At 70.2% G+C, this 15657-nt stretch carries 13 protein-coding genes; 6 read left to right on the plus strand and 7 right to left on the minus strand.

Going from position 1 to position 15657, the window contains the following annotated elements; genetic code table 11:
• Positions 1-9: 9 nt before the first annotated feature.
• The 5 genes from ACQPZW_RS16140 to ACQPZW_RS16160 all read right to left on the minus strand — a co-directional run bounded on the left by ACQPZW_RS16140 (position 10) and on the right by ACQPZW_RS16160 (position 4367).
• Positions 10-1233, minus strand: a complete 1224-nt coding sequence (locus ACQPZW_RS16140) for a putative acyl-CoA thioester hydrolase (RefSeq protein ID WP_433797554.1) — start codon at positions 1231-1233, stop codon at positions 10-12.
• Positions 1234-1297: 64 nt separating this feature from the next.
• Positions 1298-1747: a hypothetical protein gene (locus ACQPZW_RS16145; protein ID WP_433795690.1), complete on the minus strand. Its 450-nt coding sequence runs from the start codon at positions 1745-1747 to the stop codon at positions 1298-1300.
• 154 nt (positions 1748-1901) lie between these two features.
• Positions 1902-2171, minus strand: coding sequence for a DUF2277 domain-containing protein (locus ACQPZW_RS16150; RefSeq protein WP_433795691.1), 270 nt, complete (start codon positions 2169-2171; stop codon positions 1902-1904).
• A 104-nt stretch (positions 2172-2275) separates the two neighbouring features.
• Positions 2276-3658 (minus strand): DUF6114 domain-containing protein, encoded by a 1383-nt coding sequence (locus ACQPZW_RS16155; RefSeq protein WP_433795692.1) that lies wholly within the window; start codon positions 3656-3658, stop codon positions 2276-2278.
• Between the two features lie 70 nt (positions 3659-3728).
• The gene (locus ACQPZW_RS16160) at positions 3729-4367 is read right to left on the minus strand and encodes a DUF6230 family protein (RefSeq protein ID WP_433795693.1); all 639 of its coding nucleotides are present in this window, start codon (positions 4365-4367) and stop codon (positions 3729-3731) included.
• A 350-nt stretch (positions 4368-4717) separates the two neighbouring features.
• On the opposite strand from ACQPZW_RS16160, the gene ACQPZW_RS16165 reads away from it, so the two are divergent.
• From ACQPZW_RS16165 to ACQPZW_RS16175, 3 genes are all read left to right on the plus strand, one after another.
• A complete protein-coding gene (locus ACQPZW_RS16165; protein ID WP_433795694.1) occupies positions 4718-6652 on the plus strand; it encodes an ATP-binding protein in 1935 nt (644 codons plus the stop codon).
• A 218-nt stretch (positions 6653-6870) separates the two neighbouring features.
• Positions 6871-7659: an FAD binding domain-containing protein gene (locus ACQPZW_RS16170; protein ID WP_433795695.1), complete on the plus strand. Its 789-nt coding sequence runs from the start codon at positions 6871-6873 to the stop codon at positions 7657-7659.
• Between the two features lie 46 nt (positions 7660-7705).
• Entirely contained in the window at positions 7706-10369 is a 2664-nt protein-coding gene (locus ACQPZW_RS16175; protein ID WP_433795696.1) for a molybdopterin-dependent oxidoreductase, read from the plus strand.
• A 69-nt stretch (positions 10370-10438) separates the two neighbouring features.
• Here ACQPZW_RS16175 and ACQPZW_RS16180 read toward each other — a convergent pair whose 3' ends face one another.
• Positions 10439-11065 (minus strand): dihydrofolate reductase family protein, encoded by a 627-nt coding sequence (locus ACQPZW_RS16180; RefSeq protein WP_433795697.1) that lies wholly within the window; start codon positions 11063-11065, stop codon positions 10439-10441.
• Positions 11066-11209: 144 nt separating this feature from the next.
• Between ACQPZW_RS16180 and ACQPZW_RS16185 the strand changes: the two genes are divergently transcribed.
• Complete coding sequence (locus ACQPZW_RS16185; RefSeq protein WP_433795698.1) at positions 11210-12946, plus strand: L-lactate permease; 1737 nt, start codon at positions 11210-11212, stop codon at positions 12944-12946.
• Here the strand turns inward: ACQPZW_RS16185 and ACQPZW_RS16190 are convergent.
• A complete protein-coding gene (locus ACQPZW_RS16190) occupies positions 12900-13715 on the minus strand; it encodes a helix-turn-helix domain-containing protein (protein ID WP_433795699.1) in 816 nt (271 codons plus the stop codon). The two genes, ACQPZW_RS16185 and ACQPZW_RS16190, sit on opposite strands and share 47 nt — an antisense overlap.
• 50 nt (positions 13716-13765) lie before the next feature.
• Between ACQPZW_RS16190 and ACQPZW_RS16195 the strand changes: the two genes are divergently transcribed.
• Together ACQPZW_RS16195 and chvE are read left to right on the plus strand one after the other, a co-directional pair.
• Positions 13766-14173 (plus strand): DUF2000 family protein, encoded by a 408-nt coding sequence (locus ACQPZW_RS16195; protein ID WP_433795700.1) that lies wholly within the window; start codon positions 13766-13768, stop codon positions 14171-14173.
• A gap of 346 nt (positions 14174-14519) precedes the next feature.
• Positions 14520-15638 (plus strand): multiple monosaccharide ABC transporter substrate-binding protein, encoded by a 1119-nt coding sequence (gene chvE, locus ACQPZW_RS16200; protein WP_433795701.1) that lies wholly within the window; start codon positions 14520-14522, stop codon positions 15636-15638.
• Positions 15639-15657 lie beyond the last annotated feature (19 nt).

Here is a 15657-nt window from a genome sequence, read left to right on the forward strand (position 1 = left end):
ACCATCGGGTCAGGCGGCGGAGGGGCCGTGGTTGGCGTACTCCCAGAGACGGTTGCGGTTGACGTCGGAAAGGTCGCGCCCGACCTCGATCGGGGCGGAGAACGGGCGGGCCGTGGTGGCGGCCGGCGCCCACGGGGCGGCGGTGTCGAAGCCGGCGCCGAGGTGGCTGTCGCGGATCACGAGCTGCCCGTTGGGGGTGATGCCGGGCAGATATCCGGTGGCGCTCGCGCCCTGGTCCCAGGCCCGCCCGAGCCGTCCGGTGGGTGCCGCGGCATAGGCGTCGTCGGCGACGATCCGGGAGCGGGTGACCAGGAACCCGTACGGGTGTCCGGGATGCGTGTTGGGAGCGAAGACGACACCGCCGGACGGCTTGCGGCTGGAGACGAGACGGAACGTGCAATCGGTGAAGACGGCCGCGGCCCGCCCGAAGACGAAGTCGGTGTCACCCTCGACGTAGGTGTCGCGCACCGACACCCGCGCGATCCGGTCGACGTCGTCGGCGTTGGCGAGCAGGGTGTCCTGGCGGCTGATCAGCCGCAGGCCCTCCAACTGGGTACGGTCGGCGTCGGTCCGCAGGGCGAGCGCCTGATGGGTGCCCCGGTCCACGGTGTCCAGCAGCGTGTTGGTGATGGTCAGGTTCTTCAGCTGCAGGTCGGTGCTCTGTGCCCAGACGACGGTGGCGCAGAGCCCGGCGGTGGCGCTCGTCTTCGTCGCGCACGAGCGGTACATCGGCCAGGCCGGGTCGCCCTCGGCGTAGCGGCCGTCCGCGTTGACCTGCGCCGCCCACTGGGCCGGGGTGACCGTGGCGTCGATGGTGAACTCGAGCCGGACGTCCCGCGCCCGGCCCGCGCCGTAGACGGTCAGTGGGGGAGAGCCGGCCGGGATGAAGACCGTGCCGGTGTAGGTGCCGGGCTTCACGGCGATCCACCGGCGGGCGGTGCCACCGGCCCGGTAGGCGGCGTCGACCGCCTCCTGGACGGTCGCGTAGCCGTGCGGGCCGACCACCAGGTCGGGCCGGTGCGGGATGCGGACCGGCCGGGGCTGCCACGGGTCGGCGACGGGAGCGGCGTACGTGCCGGAGAGACCCAGATAGTTCTCCGGCACGTACGGCCCGGCCTCCTCGGCCGACAGGATCGGACGTGCCGTCGTGCCCGGCGGGCCCTGTGGGGACCCGGGGACGCCGGCCGTCGGGAGTGCGAGTGTCGCAGCGATCAACGCTGACACGATGTGCATCATCCACCTCCAGGAATGCGCTTTCCTGGAGGAGCTTACCGAGATGTGTGTCGATGAAGGGGGGTCAGGCGTTGGTGATCGTGAACGTCATCTCGGTCTCGTAGACGCCGTTGTCCGAGATCGAGCAGGACAGGCCCTCCGGCACGAAGCAGTCGGAGGTGTTCGGCTCCTCGTACGGGTTCGACCAGTAGATGACGAGCTGTCCGCCGCCGGACGCCGTGTATTTGACGCTGCCCGAGGTGCCGCCCTGGTCCACATTGGCCGTGGACTTGAACCAGTCCGATGATTTGCCCGGGATGGTTTCGTTGGGACTCGTGACGTTCTCGCCCTCGGTGACGTCGTAGGAAAGGAGCTCGAAGGATTCCCGGGTCTGATTGTCGATCGTGATCTTGGCGGTGAATACGCGCGGATCGGCCTGGGCCGGAGCGGCGAGACCGGCCGTCACCACGGCCGTGGCCAGTGCGGTTGCCGCAGCGGCGCGCAGCGGCAGGAAACGGGTACGCGAAATAGCCATGACGATTCTCCTTGGTTTAGTGCGATTGGTTCGACAATTTCAGGAAGGTCCCTGAATGCGTGAGCCAATCATCACGGCCCGGAAAATCCGGCGTTCACGAAATGCGCGGCAGTCGTCCGAACGGACGATGCCGCCGATCGTTTCGGCCCCCTTGTCAGGAAGCGTAACGGCGTTCGGCGCGGGCCCGGGCCTTCGCCGCCTCGACCTCGCGGTCACGGGGCGCGGCGGTGGTCACCAGGGCGGCGAGCAGTTCCTCGGTGGCCGCCTGGACCGCGGCGACGGCCTGATCGAAGGCGGCCTGGTTGGCCTGCGACGGCCGGGTGGTCCCGGCGATCTTCCGCACATACTGCAGAGCGGCCGCGTGGACCTCGTCCGGAGTGGCCGGCGGCTCGAAGTTGTGCAGCTGGTGGATGCTCCGGCACACGGTCGGATCCTCTCGGTGACGGGCTTGCGGGACGCCGTCCAGCGTAGGCCGCCACCCGCCCTGCGCGCAGACCGGCGCCGCCGCGCGTCCCCTCCCGCGGGGTGTCAGTTCTCGGCGATGTCGAGCGGCTTGGCGGTGAGCACGTCGGAGCTGACGTAGGCCAGGTCCAGGGTGACGTCGGTGAACCAGAGCACCGGCAGGGTCAGCGGAGGCGGCTGCTCCGGGGTGAACGTGACCGGGATCAGCCCGAACAGCTTGCCCTTGAAGGTGGGGCTGTAGAACTCGACGTTGCCGTCCAGGATCAGCTCGCCGCTCTCGATCACGGTGACCGCGTCACCCGGCTCGTCGATGGTGAGGCTGAACGGCTTGTTCACCACCTTGTCCATGGTGAACTTCAGGGACCTGACCGGTCCGTTGCCGGTGGGCACCTCGGCCACGCCGTCGTAGGACGAGTTGTACATGGTGATCGAGGCGGCCCTGACCACGCCCGGCTTCGCCCCGGCCAGCGGAAGGCCCGCGTCGTCGGCCAGCACGTTCATCTGCCGGGCGCCCAGGCAGGGGATCTCCTCCGGCTTGCGGGTGGCGCTCGCGCTCGCGCTGGGCGAGGTCGACGGAGACGGGGCCGACGGCGCGGGCGCCGCGGTCGTCTTCGAGGGCGTGACGCTCGGTGCGGTGCCCGGTGTGCCGCTCGGGGAGGGCGCGGGCTCCTCCTCTTCCTCGCCGCCGATGCCGAAGAAGTCGCCGACGCCCTCCCAGAAGTCGTTGATGCCGTCGAGCACCGGGTTCTCGCTGCCGGTCCCGGTCGGCGACGCTGAGGCGGACTTGCTCGGCGGCGTCGTGGCGGACGTGCCCGGCGCCGCGCTCGTGGTCTTCGTCGCCGTCGGCTTCGGCTTCGGCTTGACCCTCGCGGCCGGCGTGGTGCTCGCGCTCGCGCTCGGCGAGGCCTTGCGCGAGGGCAGGCCCTCGGGGCAGTCGGCGGCCTGTGCGGGCCGGTTGCCGGCGACCATCACGCTGGTGGCCAGCAGCAGCGGCGCGATGATGAGCAGCGCCGTGCGGTGCGCCCCCGCGGGGCCGGGCGGCTGCTCACCGATCTCCTCGGCCGGCTGGTCCACGGCGGGCTTCGCCACTGCCCGGGGCGGCCCCCATGCGATCACCAGCGCGCCGCCGACGATGCCGAGCAGCATCCCGGCGATCCAGCCGCCCAGGTTGAGGCCGATGAACGAGTACAGCGCCGTGATGATCCCGATCACGCCGTAGAACACGCGCTGCGCCGGGGAGAACCAGGCCAGGATCCCGGCGGCGATCATCATGACCGGCAGGAGGTACGAGTAGAAGCCCTGTGGCCCGATGTGGATCTGGATGTTGTCGAGCTCCATGTTCGCGCTGCCGAACATCTCGATCCCGGACAGCACCAGGAAGAGCCCACCCCAGTACGGCCGGCCGCGCCGCCACCGCCGGAACCTGTCCCGGATGTTCTCCGTAGCCACGCCGAGCCTCCCAGTCACCTCAGAGCGACGGGCTCGCGGAACAGTGCCCCGCGAGCCCGGTGGATCGATGTCAGTCCTCGTCGTAGAAGCACTCGTGCGAGCCGCCGATGTGCAGCTTGAGGCTCATGCCGTTGAGGGTGAACGTGGAGGCCGAGGTGTAGTACGCCTCCTGGCGCAGGCCGTTGATGGTCACCTTCTTGGCCTGCTGGCCGAAGGAGAGGGGCGCGCCGTGGCTGTCGGCCTCGTCCCGGTTGAGGGTCGACCCGTCCAGGCCGATCTGCATCTGCTCGAAGGTGGCGTCGCCCCCGAGGGTGGACATGCCGATCAGCAGGTCGTCGGCGTGCACCGGACGTTCGGGATCGTCGCCTGCCTCGATACGCAGGGTCACCGGCCCGACCGCGACCGACTGGCAGAGGCCCCACAGGTCGGCGCTGCGGATGCCGGACATCGCCGCCGGGATCTTGCCGTTCGGGAAGCTCTCCTTGTCGTCGGTCGGCAGTTCGCCGCTGTACTGGGTGAAGCCGTTGCCCACCAGCTTGTCCGCGGACAGTTTGAACTGCTTGCCGGCCACGGTGAAGTTCGCAGCCAGGGCACCCTCGGCCAGGGCCAGGACCAGCCCGGCCGCGACCACAGTCGGCACGCCCACCGCGACCGCGAACCGGCGCCAGTTGGTGCGCCCGTACGCCGGAGCGTTTTGCGCATCCTCCACGGAACCTCCTCATGGATGGTCGACCGGCGACTTGCGCAGCGAGGCACATCGATGGTCGCGGTCGTAATGTGCCGGAAATGTTGCCGCTCCCGGGCCTCGACTACAAGGGCTTGATTTACCGGTCAGTAACCCAAGTCACTAGATCAACATGACGCACCGTGATGTCCGCCACTCACCTGTCCGAAATTTCCGACATTAGGATCGAAGCTGGCCAGTTACCCGTTACCCCCGGTACGCAAGGCTTGGTTTATTGCGGATGAGTAACGAAGTGAATTGGTAGGGAGGAGACTTAGGTCACGGCACCGACCTGCCGAACGGAGAGGCATGACCGCCCGCGAGGACCGCCGCCGATGAGCGTGCAGCGCCGCCTCAACGTCGGCTTCTGCGGGCTGCTCATCCTGTTCATGGTGCTGCTGGCGCTGCAGTTCGGCGTCGGCGGCCGGCTGCATGCCCGGCACGAGCAGGAGGCCGACCGGGCCGGCCGCGCCGAGATCGCCAACGACCAGATCCTGCAGCGGATGACCGACGCCGAGACCGGGGTACGCGGCTTCCAGCTCACCGGCGAGCGCGCCTTCCTCGAGCCGTACGAGAACGGTTGGACCGCGGCCCTGGTGTCCCTCGACGACCTCGCCCGGCACGTCGACGGGGATGGGGCCGAACGCCTGCTCGCCCGGGAACGCGAGGCCGTGCACGCCTGGCTCGACGGCTACGCGGCCCCCATCGTCGCCGCCGGAGTGCCCGACGGCGACACCAACCGCGCCGTGCGCGGCAAGGGGCTGTTCGACGAGTTCCGGCTGGCCAACGGGGCCGTCGCGGACGCCGTCGAACGGGAACGACTGCGCGTGCGGGAGGCTCGCGCCTCGACCCGTACCGCCCTCGAGCTGGCGGCCGCCGTCCTCGTCGCCGCCATCATGATCATCGGTGTGTCGGTGGCCCGCACGGGACGACGCGAACTGCTCGTCCCGCTCGCACGGCTCGGCATGACCATCCGCCGGCTCGCCGAGGGCGACCGCTCGGCACGGGCCGAACCGGCCGGGGCGGAGGAGCTGCGTACCGTCGTGGAAGCCCTCAACGACCTCGCCGCGCAGACCGAGACCCTCCTCGCCGCCGAGAAGGCCCGCGCCGCCCGGGCCGGGCTCCGGCAGGCCGTCGCCGCCGAGATGCAGGAGACCTCCGACCCCGCAGCCACCGGCCGCCGCGTCGCCGAGCTCGTCGCCGTCGCGGTCGGCGCGGTCGCCGTGCACAGCGAGCTGGAGCTCCCCGGCGCCGGCAGGCTGCACGCCCGCTGGCCGTCCGACGCGCCGGACGCACCCGGCGACCAGATCGCCGAGACGCTCGCCGGCCACCCCGGGCACCTGCGTGTCCGCCCCGACGGCAGCGTCTGGCTCACGGTCGGCGGGGAGGACGGCGGCCGGCCCGGATACCTGCGCGCCCACCGCCCCGGCGCGCCGGTGTGGACCGAGGACGAGCAGCGCCTGCTGGCCGGCGTGGTCCGCGAGATCGAACGGGCCCTGCACCGGCTCGGCGTCCAGGACAAGCAGGCGCGCCTGATCACCGAGCTGCGGATCCTCGACCAGCGCAAGGACGTCTTCATCCAGACCGTCACCCACGAGTTGCGCACGCCGCTGACCAGCATCCTCGGCTACACCGAGATGATCACCGACGAGGACGGCGGCAGCCTCACCACGCTGCAGCAGCGCGCGCTCAACGCGATCCTGCGCAACGCCCACCGCCTGCACGAGACCATCGGCGACCTGATCCTGCTCGACCGGCCGGACCAGGACACGACCGTACGCACCGAGGCCCTCGACCTGTCCTCCCTCACCCGCCTGGTGCGCGACGAGCTGGCCAACGCGGCCCGGGCGAAGGACCTCACCGTCACGTTCGAGGCCGACGAGGGCTGGGTGCGTGGCGACCGGACCCAGCTGCAGCGTGCCCTGCGCAAGCTGATGGAGAACGCGATCAAGTTCACGCCCGCCGGTGGCAGCGTCGACTGCCGGCTCACCGCCGACACCCGTTTGATCTCCGTCTCGGTCACCGACACCGGAATCGGCATCCCCGCCGAGGACGTGCCGGGCCTGTTCACCCCGTTCCACCGGGCCGGCAACGCCATGGACCAGGCCGTCCAGGGGCCGGGCCTGGGACTGGCCATCGTCCGGGACATCATCCGCGACCACGGTGGGACCGTCGCCGTGCAGTCGGTGGTCGGTCGCGGCACGACCTTCACCTTCACCCTGCCGGCCTGCCCGGCCCCGGCGGAGCCGCGCTCACCCGCCCACGTCTGACCCGCTCGTCCGGCACGGCGGCGCTCTGACCCACCCGGTGGCGGGCTCCGTGTCCTTCGGGGGACGAACCGTTTACCGAGGGACGATTCGGGAACCCGTGACGCACCTCGCCTGCGGTGATGGGCGCCGCAGGCGGGGCCGGCGGGCTCGAGGCGGTCGGGAGCATCCGGCTGGGAAGATCGCTGAGAACGGAAACATGAGACGCGTAGCGTGACTTCGTGGATCTGCACACCGTCACCGAAGTGATCAGCCCCGCCCGGCCCGGTCAGTGGCGGCCCGGCGACGCCTGGCTGGCCGGGGGGACCGCCCTTCTCGGCGAGCCCCGCCCGCACATCACCCGGCTCCTCGACCTGACCGCCGCCGGCTGGCCGCCGGTCACCATCCGTGACGAGGGCGTCGAGATCGCGGCCACCTGCACCATCGCCGAGCTCGCCGACCAGCTGGGGCGGTACCCGATCGTGCTGCAGTGCTGCGACGCGTTCCTGGCCTCGTTCAAGATCTGGAACGTGGCCACGGTCGGCGGCAACCTCTGCGCCGCGCTCCCGGCCGGCCCGATGATCTCGCTGAGCGTCGCCCTCGACGGGACATGTGTGCTGGTCGGGCCGGACGGTGGCGAGCGGCGGGTGCCGGCCGCCGACTTCGTGACAGGCGAGGAGACGACCGTGCTGCGCGACGGGGAGCTCCTGCGGGCGATCCACCTTCCCTCCGGTCCGCTGGGGGCACGCACGGCGTACCGCAGAGGATCCCTGCATCGTCATGGCCGCTCGGCCGCCCTGCTGATCGGCCGGGCCGATCCCGACGGCGCCGTGTCACTGACGGTGACCGCCTCGACGAGCCGCCCGCACGTCTTCCGTTTCGCCTCGCCGCCGTCGGCGGCCGAGATCGAGGCGGCGATCGAGACGATTCCGGCTTCCGGCTACGTCGACGACGTGCACGGTCGACCGGCCTGGCGACGGCATCTCACCCACCACCACGCGCAACAGATCCGCGCCGAGCTCGCGCTCTGACAGGTGCTTCCGGCTGCACCCGGCGGCCGGCAGGAAGGCAACGCACATGACCATCGAGATCAACGGAACACCGCACGACCGCACCCCGCTGCCCGGCCAGTGCCTGCGCACCTACCTGCGCGAGGAGGGCTGCTTCGGGGTCAAGAAGGGCTGCGACGCCGGCGACTGCGGAGCGTGCACCGTGCACGTCGACGGTGAGCCGGTCCACTCCTGCGTCTACCCGGCCTTCCGCGCGCAGGGACGCAGCGTGACGACGATCGAGGGCCTCGCCGGTCCGTCGGGGCTGCATCCGGTGCAGCAGGGCTTCCTCGACGCGCAGGGCTTCCAGTGCGGCTTCTGCACTGCCGGCATGATCATGACGACCGCGTCCCTCACCGACGATCAGCGTGCCGACCTGCCGCGATCCCTCAAGGGCAACCTCTGCAGATGTACGGGCTATCGCGCCATCACCGATGCCGTCAACGGCAGGCCGTCGGCCGTATGCCCGGCAGCGGGCGCCGCCGTCGGATCGAGCCTCGCCGCCCCCGCCGGACCACAGGTGGTCACCGGAACCGCCCGCTACACCTTCGACGTCGACGTCCCCGGCCTGCTGCACCTCACCGTGCTGCGCTCACCGCACGCCCACGCCCGGATCCTGTCGATCGACACGTCCGACGCTCTCGCCGTGCCCGGGGTGGAGGCGGTGCTCACCCACAAGGACGCGCCCGACCGGCTGTTCTCCACGGCCCAGCACGAGAACGAGTCCGAGGATCCGTACGACACGCGGGTCCTCGACGAGATCGTGCGCTTCGTCGGCCAGCGGGTCGCCGCCGTGATCGCCACGTCCGAGGCCGCCGCCGAGGAGGGCGTGCGCCGGCTGCGGGTGGAGTACGAGGTGCTGCCCGCGGTGATCGACCCGGAGCGGGCGATGCTGCCGGGCGCGCCGCTGGTGCACGCGGACAAGGGGATCGCCGAGGGCATCGTGCGCGCCGACGCCAACGTGGTGGGGGAGTTGCACGCCGGGATCGGTGACGTCGGGGCCGGGTTCGCCGCCGCCGACGCCGTGTACGAGGCGACGTTCCGGACGCCGCGGGTGCAGCACGCCGCCCTGGAGACGCACGGCGCGGTCGGCTGGCTCGACGAGGACGACCGCCTGGTGATCAGGTCCAGCACGCAGACGCCGTTCCTGACCAGGCGGGCCCTGTCGCGCCTGTTCGGGCTGTCACGCGACCGGGTCCGGGTCGTCGCGGGACGGGTCGGCGGCGGGTTCGGCGGCAAGCAGGAGATGCTCGTCGAGGACCTGGTGGCGATGGCCGTGCTGCGTACCGGCCGGCCGGTCAAGTGGGAGTACACCCGAGCCGAGCAGTTCACGGCGGCCACCACGCGGCATCCGTTCGTCATCACGGTCAAGGCGGGCGCCCGTGCCGACGGGACGATCACCGCCCTGCAGTTGACCGTGCTGGTCGATACCGGCGCCTACGGCAATCACGGTCCCTCCGTCATGCACCACGGCTGTCACGAGACCGTCGCCGTCTACCGGTGCGCGAACATCCGGACCGACGCGCACACCGTCTACACCAACACCGTTCCGGCCGGAGCGTTCCGTGGCTACGGCCTGGGCCAGGTCACCTTCGCCGTCGAGCAGGTCCTGGACGAGCTCGCCCGCATGATCGACATGGATCCGGTCACGTTCCGGGAGATCAACGTGGTCCGGCCCGGCGACGACCTGACCGCCCCCGGCGCGCACGTGCCCGACCTCGGGATCGCCAGCTACGGCCTCGACCAGTGCCTCGACCGGATGCGCGCGGCGTCGGCTACCACGGACACGGCTCCCGACGGCTGGCTCGTCGGCGAGGGGATGGCCATCGCCATGATCGCGGCCGGCCCACCCGGCGGCCACTTCGCCGACGCCCGCGTCACCCTGCTGCCCGACGGGCGCTACGAGCTGGCCGTCGGCACCGCCGAGTTCGGCAACGGCAGCACCACCGTGCACACCCAGATCGTCGCCGACGCGCTCCGCACCACCCCCGACCGGGTGATCGTCCGCCAGTCCGACACCGACGTGGTCGGCCACGACACCGGCGCGTTCGCCTCCACCGGTGTCGTCGTCGCCGGTGAGGCCGTCCTGCGTGCCTGCCGTGCGCTGCGTGCGCGCATCCTCGCCGCAGCCGAGCGCACCCCCTCCGAGATCGGCTGCCTCACCGCCGACAGTGTCGCCGGGATCAGCCTGACCGCGATCGCCCCGCTCTCCGGGAGCGGCCACTTCGACGGCACGCCCCGGTCGGTCGCGTTCAACGCCCAGTGGTTCCGCGTGGCCGTCGACCCGGACACCGGTGAGCTGCGGATCCTGCGTTCCGTGCACAGCGCCGACGCCGGGACCGTGATGAACCCGCTCCAGCTCCGTGGCCAGATCGAGGGTGGCGTGGCCCAGGCGATCGGCGCCACCCTCGCCGAGCACGTCGACGTCGACGCGGCCGGGCGGGTCACCACGGCCGCGTTCCGGCAGTACCACCTGCCCACGTTCGCCGACATCCCGGAGACGGAGGTGCACTTCGCCCGGACCACGGACGCGATCGGGCCGCTCGGCGCCAAGTCGATGAGCGAGTCGCCGTACAACCCGGTCTCTCCGGCCTTGGGAAACGCCCTCCGTGACGCCATCGGCATCCGTCTCACCGAGCTGCCCTACACCGCCGACCGTATCTGGCAGGCCATGCAGGACCACCCGGCCTGATCGCTCCGACCGCTGTCTCGAGCGCCGTGAGACAGCGGTCGGAGCCGTCCGGGCCCGGGGCCGGCGGGATCAGCCTCTCGCTGACATGTCGCCGGTGGTCGGGGTGCCCTCGGCCAGGGCGTAGCGCAGGAGCACCGAGCCCTTCGGTGTGGTGAACGGCGGCGCGACCAGCGTCAGGTTCGCCGGCACCACGCCGCCGTCGAACACCTTCTTGCCGGTGCCCAGCAGGACCGGGTGCAGCCACAGGTCGAACCGGTCGAACAGCCGCTCCCGCAGCAGGCTCTGCACCAGGTCGAGGCTGCCGATCACGTGGATCTTCTCGTGCCGGTCGCGGATCTCGTGGACCGCCTGCGCCAGGTCCGGGCCGAGCAGCGTGGAGCCCTCCCACCCCAGGTCCGGCTTGCCACGTGACGCGACGTACTTCGGCACGCTGTTGAACAGGGTGGCGATCCCGCCGTCGACGCCGTCCTCCTGCCGCGGCCAGTATGCGGCGAAGATGTCGTAGGTCTTGCGGCCCAGCAGCAGAGCGTCCAGCCCTCGCATCCCGGCGCCGACCTGCTCCCCACCCGCCTCGTCGAACAGCGGCGCCTGCCAGCCCCCGAACGGGAAGCCACCCTCCGGATCCTCGTCCGGCCCGCCCGGTGCCTGTCCCACCAGGTCGAGCGTCGCGAACAGGTCGATGTGAATCGTGCCCATGGTGTCCTCCAGGCGGTTCCGTCGTCGTTGCCTCACCAGTGCAGACCGGGCCGGCCTCACCGACTCATCGGTCGCCGGAGAATCGGGTGTGTTGCGGTTCGTCGGGAGAGGGCTACATTGCGGTTATGTGATCGATGAACCTGGATGGCTGCCATGTTTGATCAGTTCACGATCGTGACCGATCCGGTGGGTGGGTCCGTCGCGCTGTCCGCGATCTTCGCCTCGCTGTCGCTGATCACGCTGTTTCTGCTGCTCGGCGTGCTGCGGATGCGGGCCTGGCTGGCCGGGCTGATCTCGCTGGGTGTGGCGCTGGCCGTGGCGGTGGCCGTCTACTCGATGCCGATCGGGCAGGCGCTGCTGTCGGCCGGTGAAGGGGCGGCGTTCGGGTTCTTCCCGATCCTGTGGATCGTCGTCAACGCGATCTGGGTGTACAACCTGACCGTCGTCAGTGGGCACTTCGATGTGCTGCGTCGGTCGATGGAGCGGGTCAGCCCGGACATGCGTATCCAGGCGATCATCGTGGCGTTCTGCTTCGGGGCGCTGCTGGAGGCGCTGGCCGGTTTCGGGACTCCGGTCGCGGTCACCGTGGTGATGCTGATGGCGCTCGGGTTCCGGCCGTTGCAGGCCGCGGCGGTGGCGTTGATCGCCAACACGGCGCCGGTCGCCTTCGGTGCGCTGGCCACGCCGATCGTCACGCTCGGCACGGTCACGTCGGGCGCGGTCGCCGATCCACGGCTCACCACCGAGACCCTCGGCGCGATGGTCGGCCGCCAGACTCCGATCCTGGCCGTGGTCGTACCCCTGGTGCTCGTGGCCGTGGTGGACGGTCGCCGTGGCGTCCGGCAGACCTGGCCGGTCGCTCTCGTCGCGGGACTGACCTTCGGGGTCGGGCAGTTCGTCGCGTCGAACTTCGTGTCGGTGCCGCTCACCGACATCATCGCCGCGCTGGTGTCGGCGGCCGCGGTGGTCCTGCTGCTGCGGGTGTGGCGTCCGGTGGAATCGCCCGATCTGCACGCCGTCGAAACCGAGGGGGAGGACGCGGCGCGACAGACCGCCCTCCCGGACCGGGGTGGCGCGCGGGAGCGGGACGGCGCCCGGGAACCGACCGCGGTGGGCACGGTGCGGCGGGACCCGCCCGTCGAGGTGCTGCGCGCCTATGCGCCGTACCTGATCATCATCGCGATCTTCTCGGTGGCGAACCTCGCGCCGGTGAAGAGGGCGCTGGCCGGCGAGCCGTGGACGGTGGTCTTCGCGTGGCCGGGGCTGGACGTGCTGGGGGCGAACGGCAAGCCGCTGTCGTCGACGAACTTCACGTTCGGCTGGCTGCCGGCGGCGGGGACGCTGATGATCCTGGCGGGGATCCTGACGGCGGTGGTGTTGCGGGTCCGGCCGGGTGCGGCGGTACGGGCGTACGGGCGCACCTACGTGGAGTTGCGGCACGCGATCGTGACGGTGATGGCCGTGCTGGCGCTGGCGTACGTGCTGAATCAGTCGGGTCAGACGGCGACGCTGGGCGAGTTGTTCGCGACGGCCGGCGGTGTGTTCGTGTTCCTGTCGTCGATCCTCGGCTGGATCGGGGTGGCGGTGACCGGGTCGGACACGTCGGCGAACGCGCTGTTCGGGGCGTTGCAGGTGCAGACGGCGGTGAACACGGGGCTGGATCCGCTGCTGCTGGCGGCGGCCAACTCGTCCGGTGGGGTGCTGGGCAAGATGATCAGTCCGCAGAACCTCGCGATCGCGGCGTCGGCGGTGGGGATGCCCGGCCGTGAGGGTGACATCTTCCGGCGGGTGGTGGGCTGGAGCCTGGTGTTGTTGCTGTTCATGTGCGTGCTGGTCACGTTGCAGGCGACGCCGGTGCTGGACTGGATGGTGCCTCGGTAGTGGCGTAGCGGCCGGGGCTGATGCCGAGGATCCGCTTGAAGTGCCGGTTGAGGTGCGGCTGGTCGTGGAAGCCGCTGTCGGTGGCCACGGCGCGTAACGGCCGGCCGGTGTGGATGAGCCGGCGGGCGGTGTCGACGCGGCGCGAGATCAGGTACTGGTGCGGGGTCATGCCGAACTCGCGGTGGAACGAGCGGACCAGGTGGGCGGCGTCGAAGTGCAGGGTGGCGGCTGCGGCGGACAGCGGCAGGCCCTCGACGATGTGCTCTTCGAGCAGGTCGCGCAGTGCGTGTGCGGCGACGCGGCCGTCCGGCCGCGGCTCGGCGGGTTCGCCGAGGTGGGTGCGCAGCCGGGCGAGGGCGAGGGCGAGCAGGCCTTCGGCGGCGGGGAGATCCTCGGGGGTACGGGCGAGCCGGTGCACCCGGGAGATGGCGTGGTGCAGGTCGCGGTCGGTGATGGCGGTGGTGTCGACGGTGGCGCCGATGAGGTGCGCCGGGAGTTGGTCGTGGTCGAGGTAGAGGACGCGTTTGCGGAAGCCGCCGGGGCGTGCGGAGGTGCCGTTGTGGGGAACGTGCGGGGGTAGAACGGTGACGAGCTCGCCGTAGGCACCGCGCTCGTGGCGGTCGAGGTCGTAGCGGACGGCGCCGTCGTCGACGAGGAGCACTGCCCAGGTGTCGTGGGCGTGCATGGGGTAGGCGTGGTCGTCGAAGCGGGCGTGCAGCATCTCGGCCACACCGGGAAGTGGTGGCCGCCAGGCTTCGAGCCGGTGCACGTCAAAATCGTACAAGACCTGGTGGCGGGCTTGTGGCGACGATGTGTCGCATGAGGTTCGATACCAAGATCGCGGTGATTCTGCGGGATGACCTGCTGACGTGGCAGCGGCTGAACGTGACGGCTTTTCTCGTGTCGGGGCTGGGCTCGGCGGTGCCGGAGGTGGTGGGGGAGCCGTACCGGGACGGCGGGGACGTGGAGTATCTGCCGATGTTCCGGCAGCCGGTGATGGTGTTCGAGGGCGGCAAGGAGCTGTTGTCGGCGGCGCACGGCCGGGCGCTGGGACGGGTGCGGATGGCGGTGTTCACGTCGGATCTGTTCGCGACGGGTCACGACGCGGCCAACCGTGAGGCGGTGCGTGCGGTGGCGACGGCAGACCTGGATCTGGTCGGTGTGGTGGTGTACGGGCCGCGCAACGTCGTGGACAAGATCGTCAAGGGCGCCGTGATGCACCCGTGAGGTAGGTGATGGTCCCCGCCTCCGGCCGCCGTGGTGTGGCCGGGGGCGGTTCGTCGTTCCGGGGCGTCCGCAGCGGTCGGTATCAGTGTTGTTGCGATAGGTGAAGTTGAGCCCTGGGGGGTTTCGTATTCGTGATCAACAAATACGATGATCGGCGCTCGGTTACGGACTGTGGAGTCTGAACGCCTATTCAGGGCTCTTGAGGGCCTCCACGGTCACGGGGAGTGTTACGCAGCCGTTACGAACCCCCGCGTGAAACTCCCTCGTAAGAGTCGTATGTTGTCCGCAGCAACAAATCGAAGCTTCGGAGGCCCGGCAGCGGGCCCTATAGAAAGGAGACGCTGAGGTGTCCAAGAACTTCCGGGTCCTCGCGTCCGTCGCCCTGGCCGCTTCGCTGGCCGCGACCTCCGCCTGCAGCAGCACCCGTGACGAGTCCTCCTCGTCCACCGGCGGGTCCACCTCGAACCTGATCGGCATCGCGATGCCGACCCGGAGCCTCGAGCGCTGGAACAACGACGGTGCGCACCTGGACGGGCTGCTGAAGAAGGCCGGTTACACGACCTCGCTGCAGTACGCCGACAACAAGGTCGACCAGCAGATCACCCAGCTCGAGAACATGATCAACCAGAACCCGAAGGTTCTGGTCGTGGCCTCGATCGACGGTACCGCGCTCGGCCCGGTGCTGGACAAGGCCGCCAAGGCGAACGTCAAGGTCATCGCCTACGACCGCCTGATCAACGGCAGCCCGAACGTGGACTACTACGCCACCTTCGACAACTACCTGGTCGGCAAGCTCCAGGGCCAGTTCATCGAGGAGAAGCTGGGCCTCAAGGACGGCAAGGGCCCGTTCAACCTCGAGCCCTTCGCCGGCTCGTCGGACGACAACAACGCCAAGTTCTTCTTCAACGGCGCGTGGGACGTCCTCAAGCCGTACGTCGAGAGCGGCAAGCTGGTCATCCCGTCCGGCAAGAAGATCGCCGGCGAGGAGGACTGGAAGACGGTCTCCATCACCGGCTGGAAGTCCGAGACGGCGCAGGCCGAGATGGACAACCGGATCAACTCGTTCTACACCGGTGGCAAGAAGGTCAACGTCGTTCTCTCCCCGAACGACTCGCTGGCCCTGGGTATCGCGCAGTCGCTGGAGTCCAAGGGCTACAAGCCGGGCGCTGACTACCCGATCATCACCGGTCAGGACGCCGACCTGGCGAACGTCAAGAACATCATCGCCGACAAGCAGGCGATGACGGTCTGGAAGGACACCCGTACCCTGGGTGACCAGGTTGCCAAGATGGTCGACGCGATCGTCAAGGGCGGCACCGTCGAGACCAACGACACCAAGACCTACAACAACGGTGTCAAGGTCGTCCCGGCCTACCTGCTCCCGCCGGTCGTCGTCGTCAAGGACGAGATCAAGGCCAAGCTGGTCGACTCCGGCTTCTACACCGCCGACAAGCTCGGCCTGTAAGTCGCACTCCGGCCGGGCC

This window comes from Actinoplanes sp. CA-252034, from assembly GCF_050956125.1.
GTDB lineage: Bacteria > Actinomycetota > Actinomycetes > Mycobacteriales > Micromonosporaceae > Actinoplanes.

Excerpts from the sequence above, each read along its gene's own strand:
- ACQPZW_RS16140 (WP_433797554.1), bottom strand. The coding sequence starts at position 1,233 with ATGCACATCGTGTCAGCGTTGATCGCTGCGACACTCGCACTCCCGACG.
- ACQPZW_RS16145 (WP_433795690.1), bottom strand. The coding sequence starts at position 1,747 with ATGGCTATTTCGCGTACCCGTTTCCTGCCGCTGCGCGCCGCTGCGGCA.
- ACQPZW_RS16165 (WP_433795694.1), top strand. The coding sequence starts at position 4,718 with ATGAGCGTGCAGCGCCGCCTCAACGTCGGCTTCTGCGGGCTGCTCATC.
- ACQPZW_RS16175 (WP_433795696.1), top strand. The coding sequence starts at position 7,706 with ATGACCATCGAGATCAACGGAACACCGCACGACCGCACCCCGCTGCCC.
- ACQPZW_RS16180 (WP_433795697.1), bottom strand. The coding sequence starts at position 11,065 with ATGGGCACGATTCACATCGACCTGTTCGCGACGCTCGACCTGGTGGGA.
- ACQPZW_RS16185 (WP_433795698.1), top strand. The coding sequence starts at position 11,210 with ATGGCTGCCATGTTTGATCAGTTCACGATCGTGACCGATCCGGTGGGT.
- ACQPZW_RS16195 (WP_433795700.1), top strand. The coding sequence starts at position 13,766 with ATGAGGTTCGATACCAAGATCGCGGTGATTCTGCGGGATGACCTGCTG.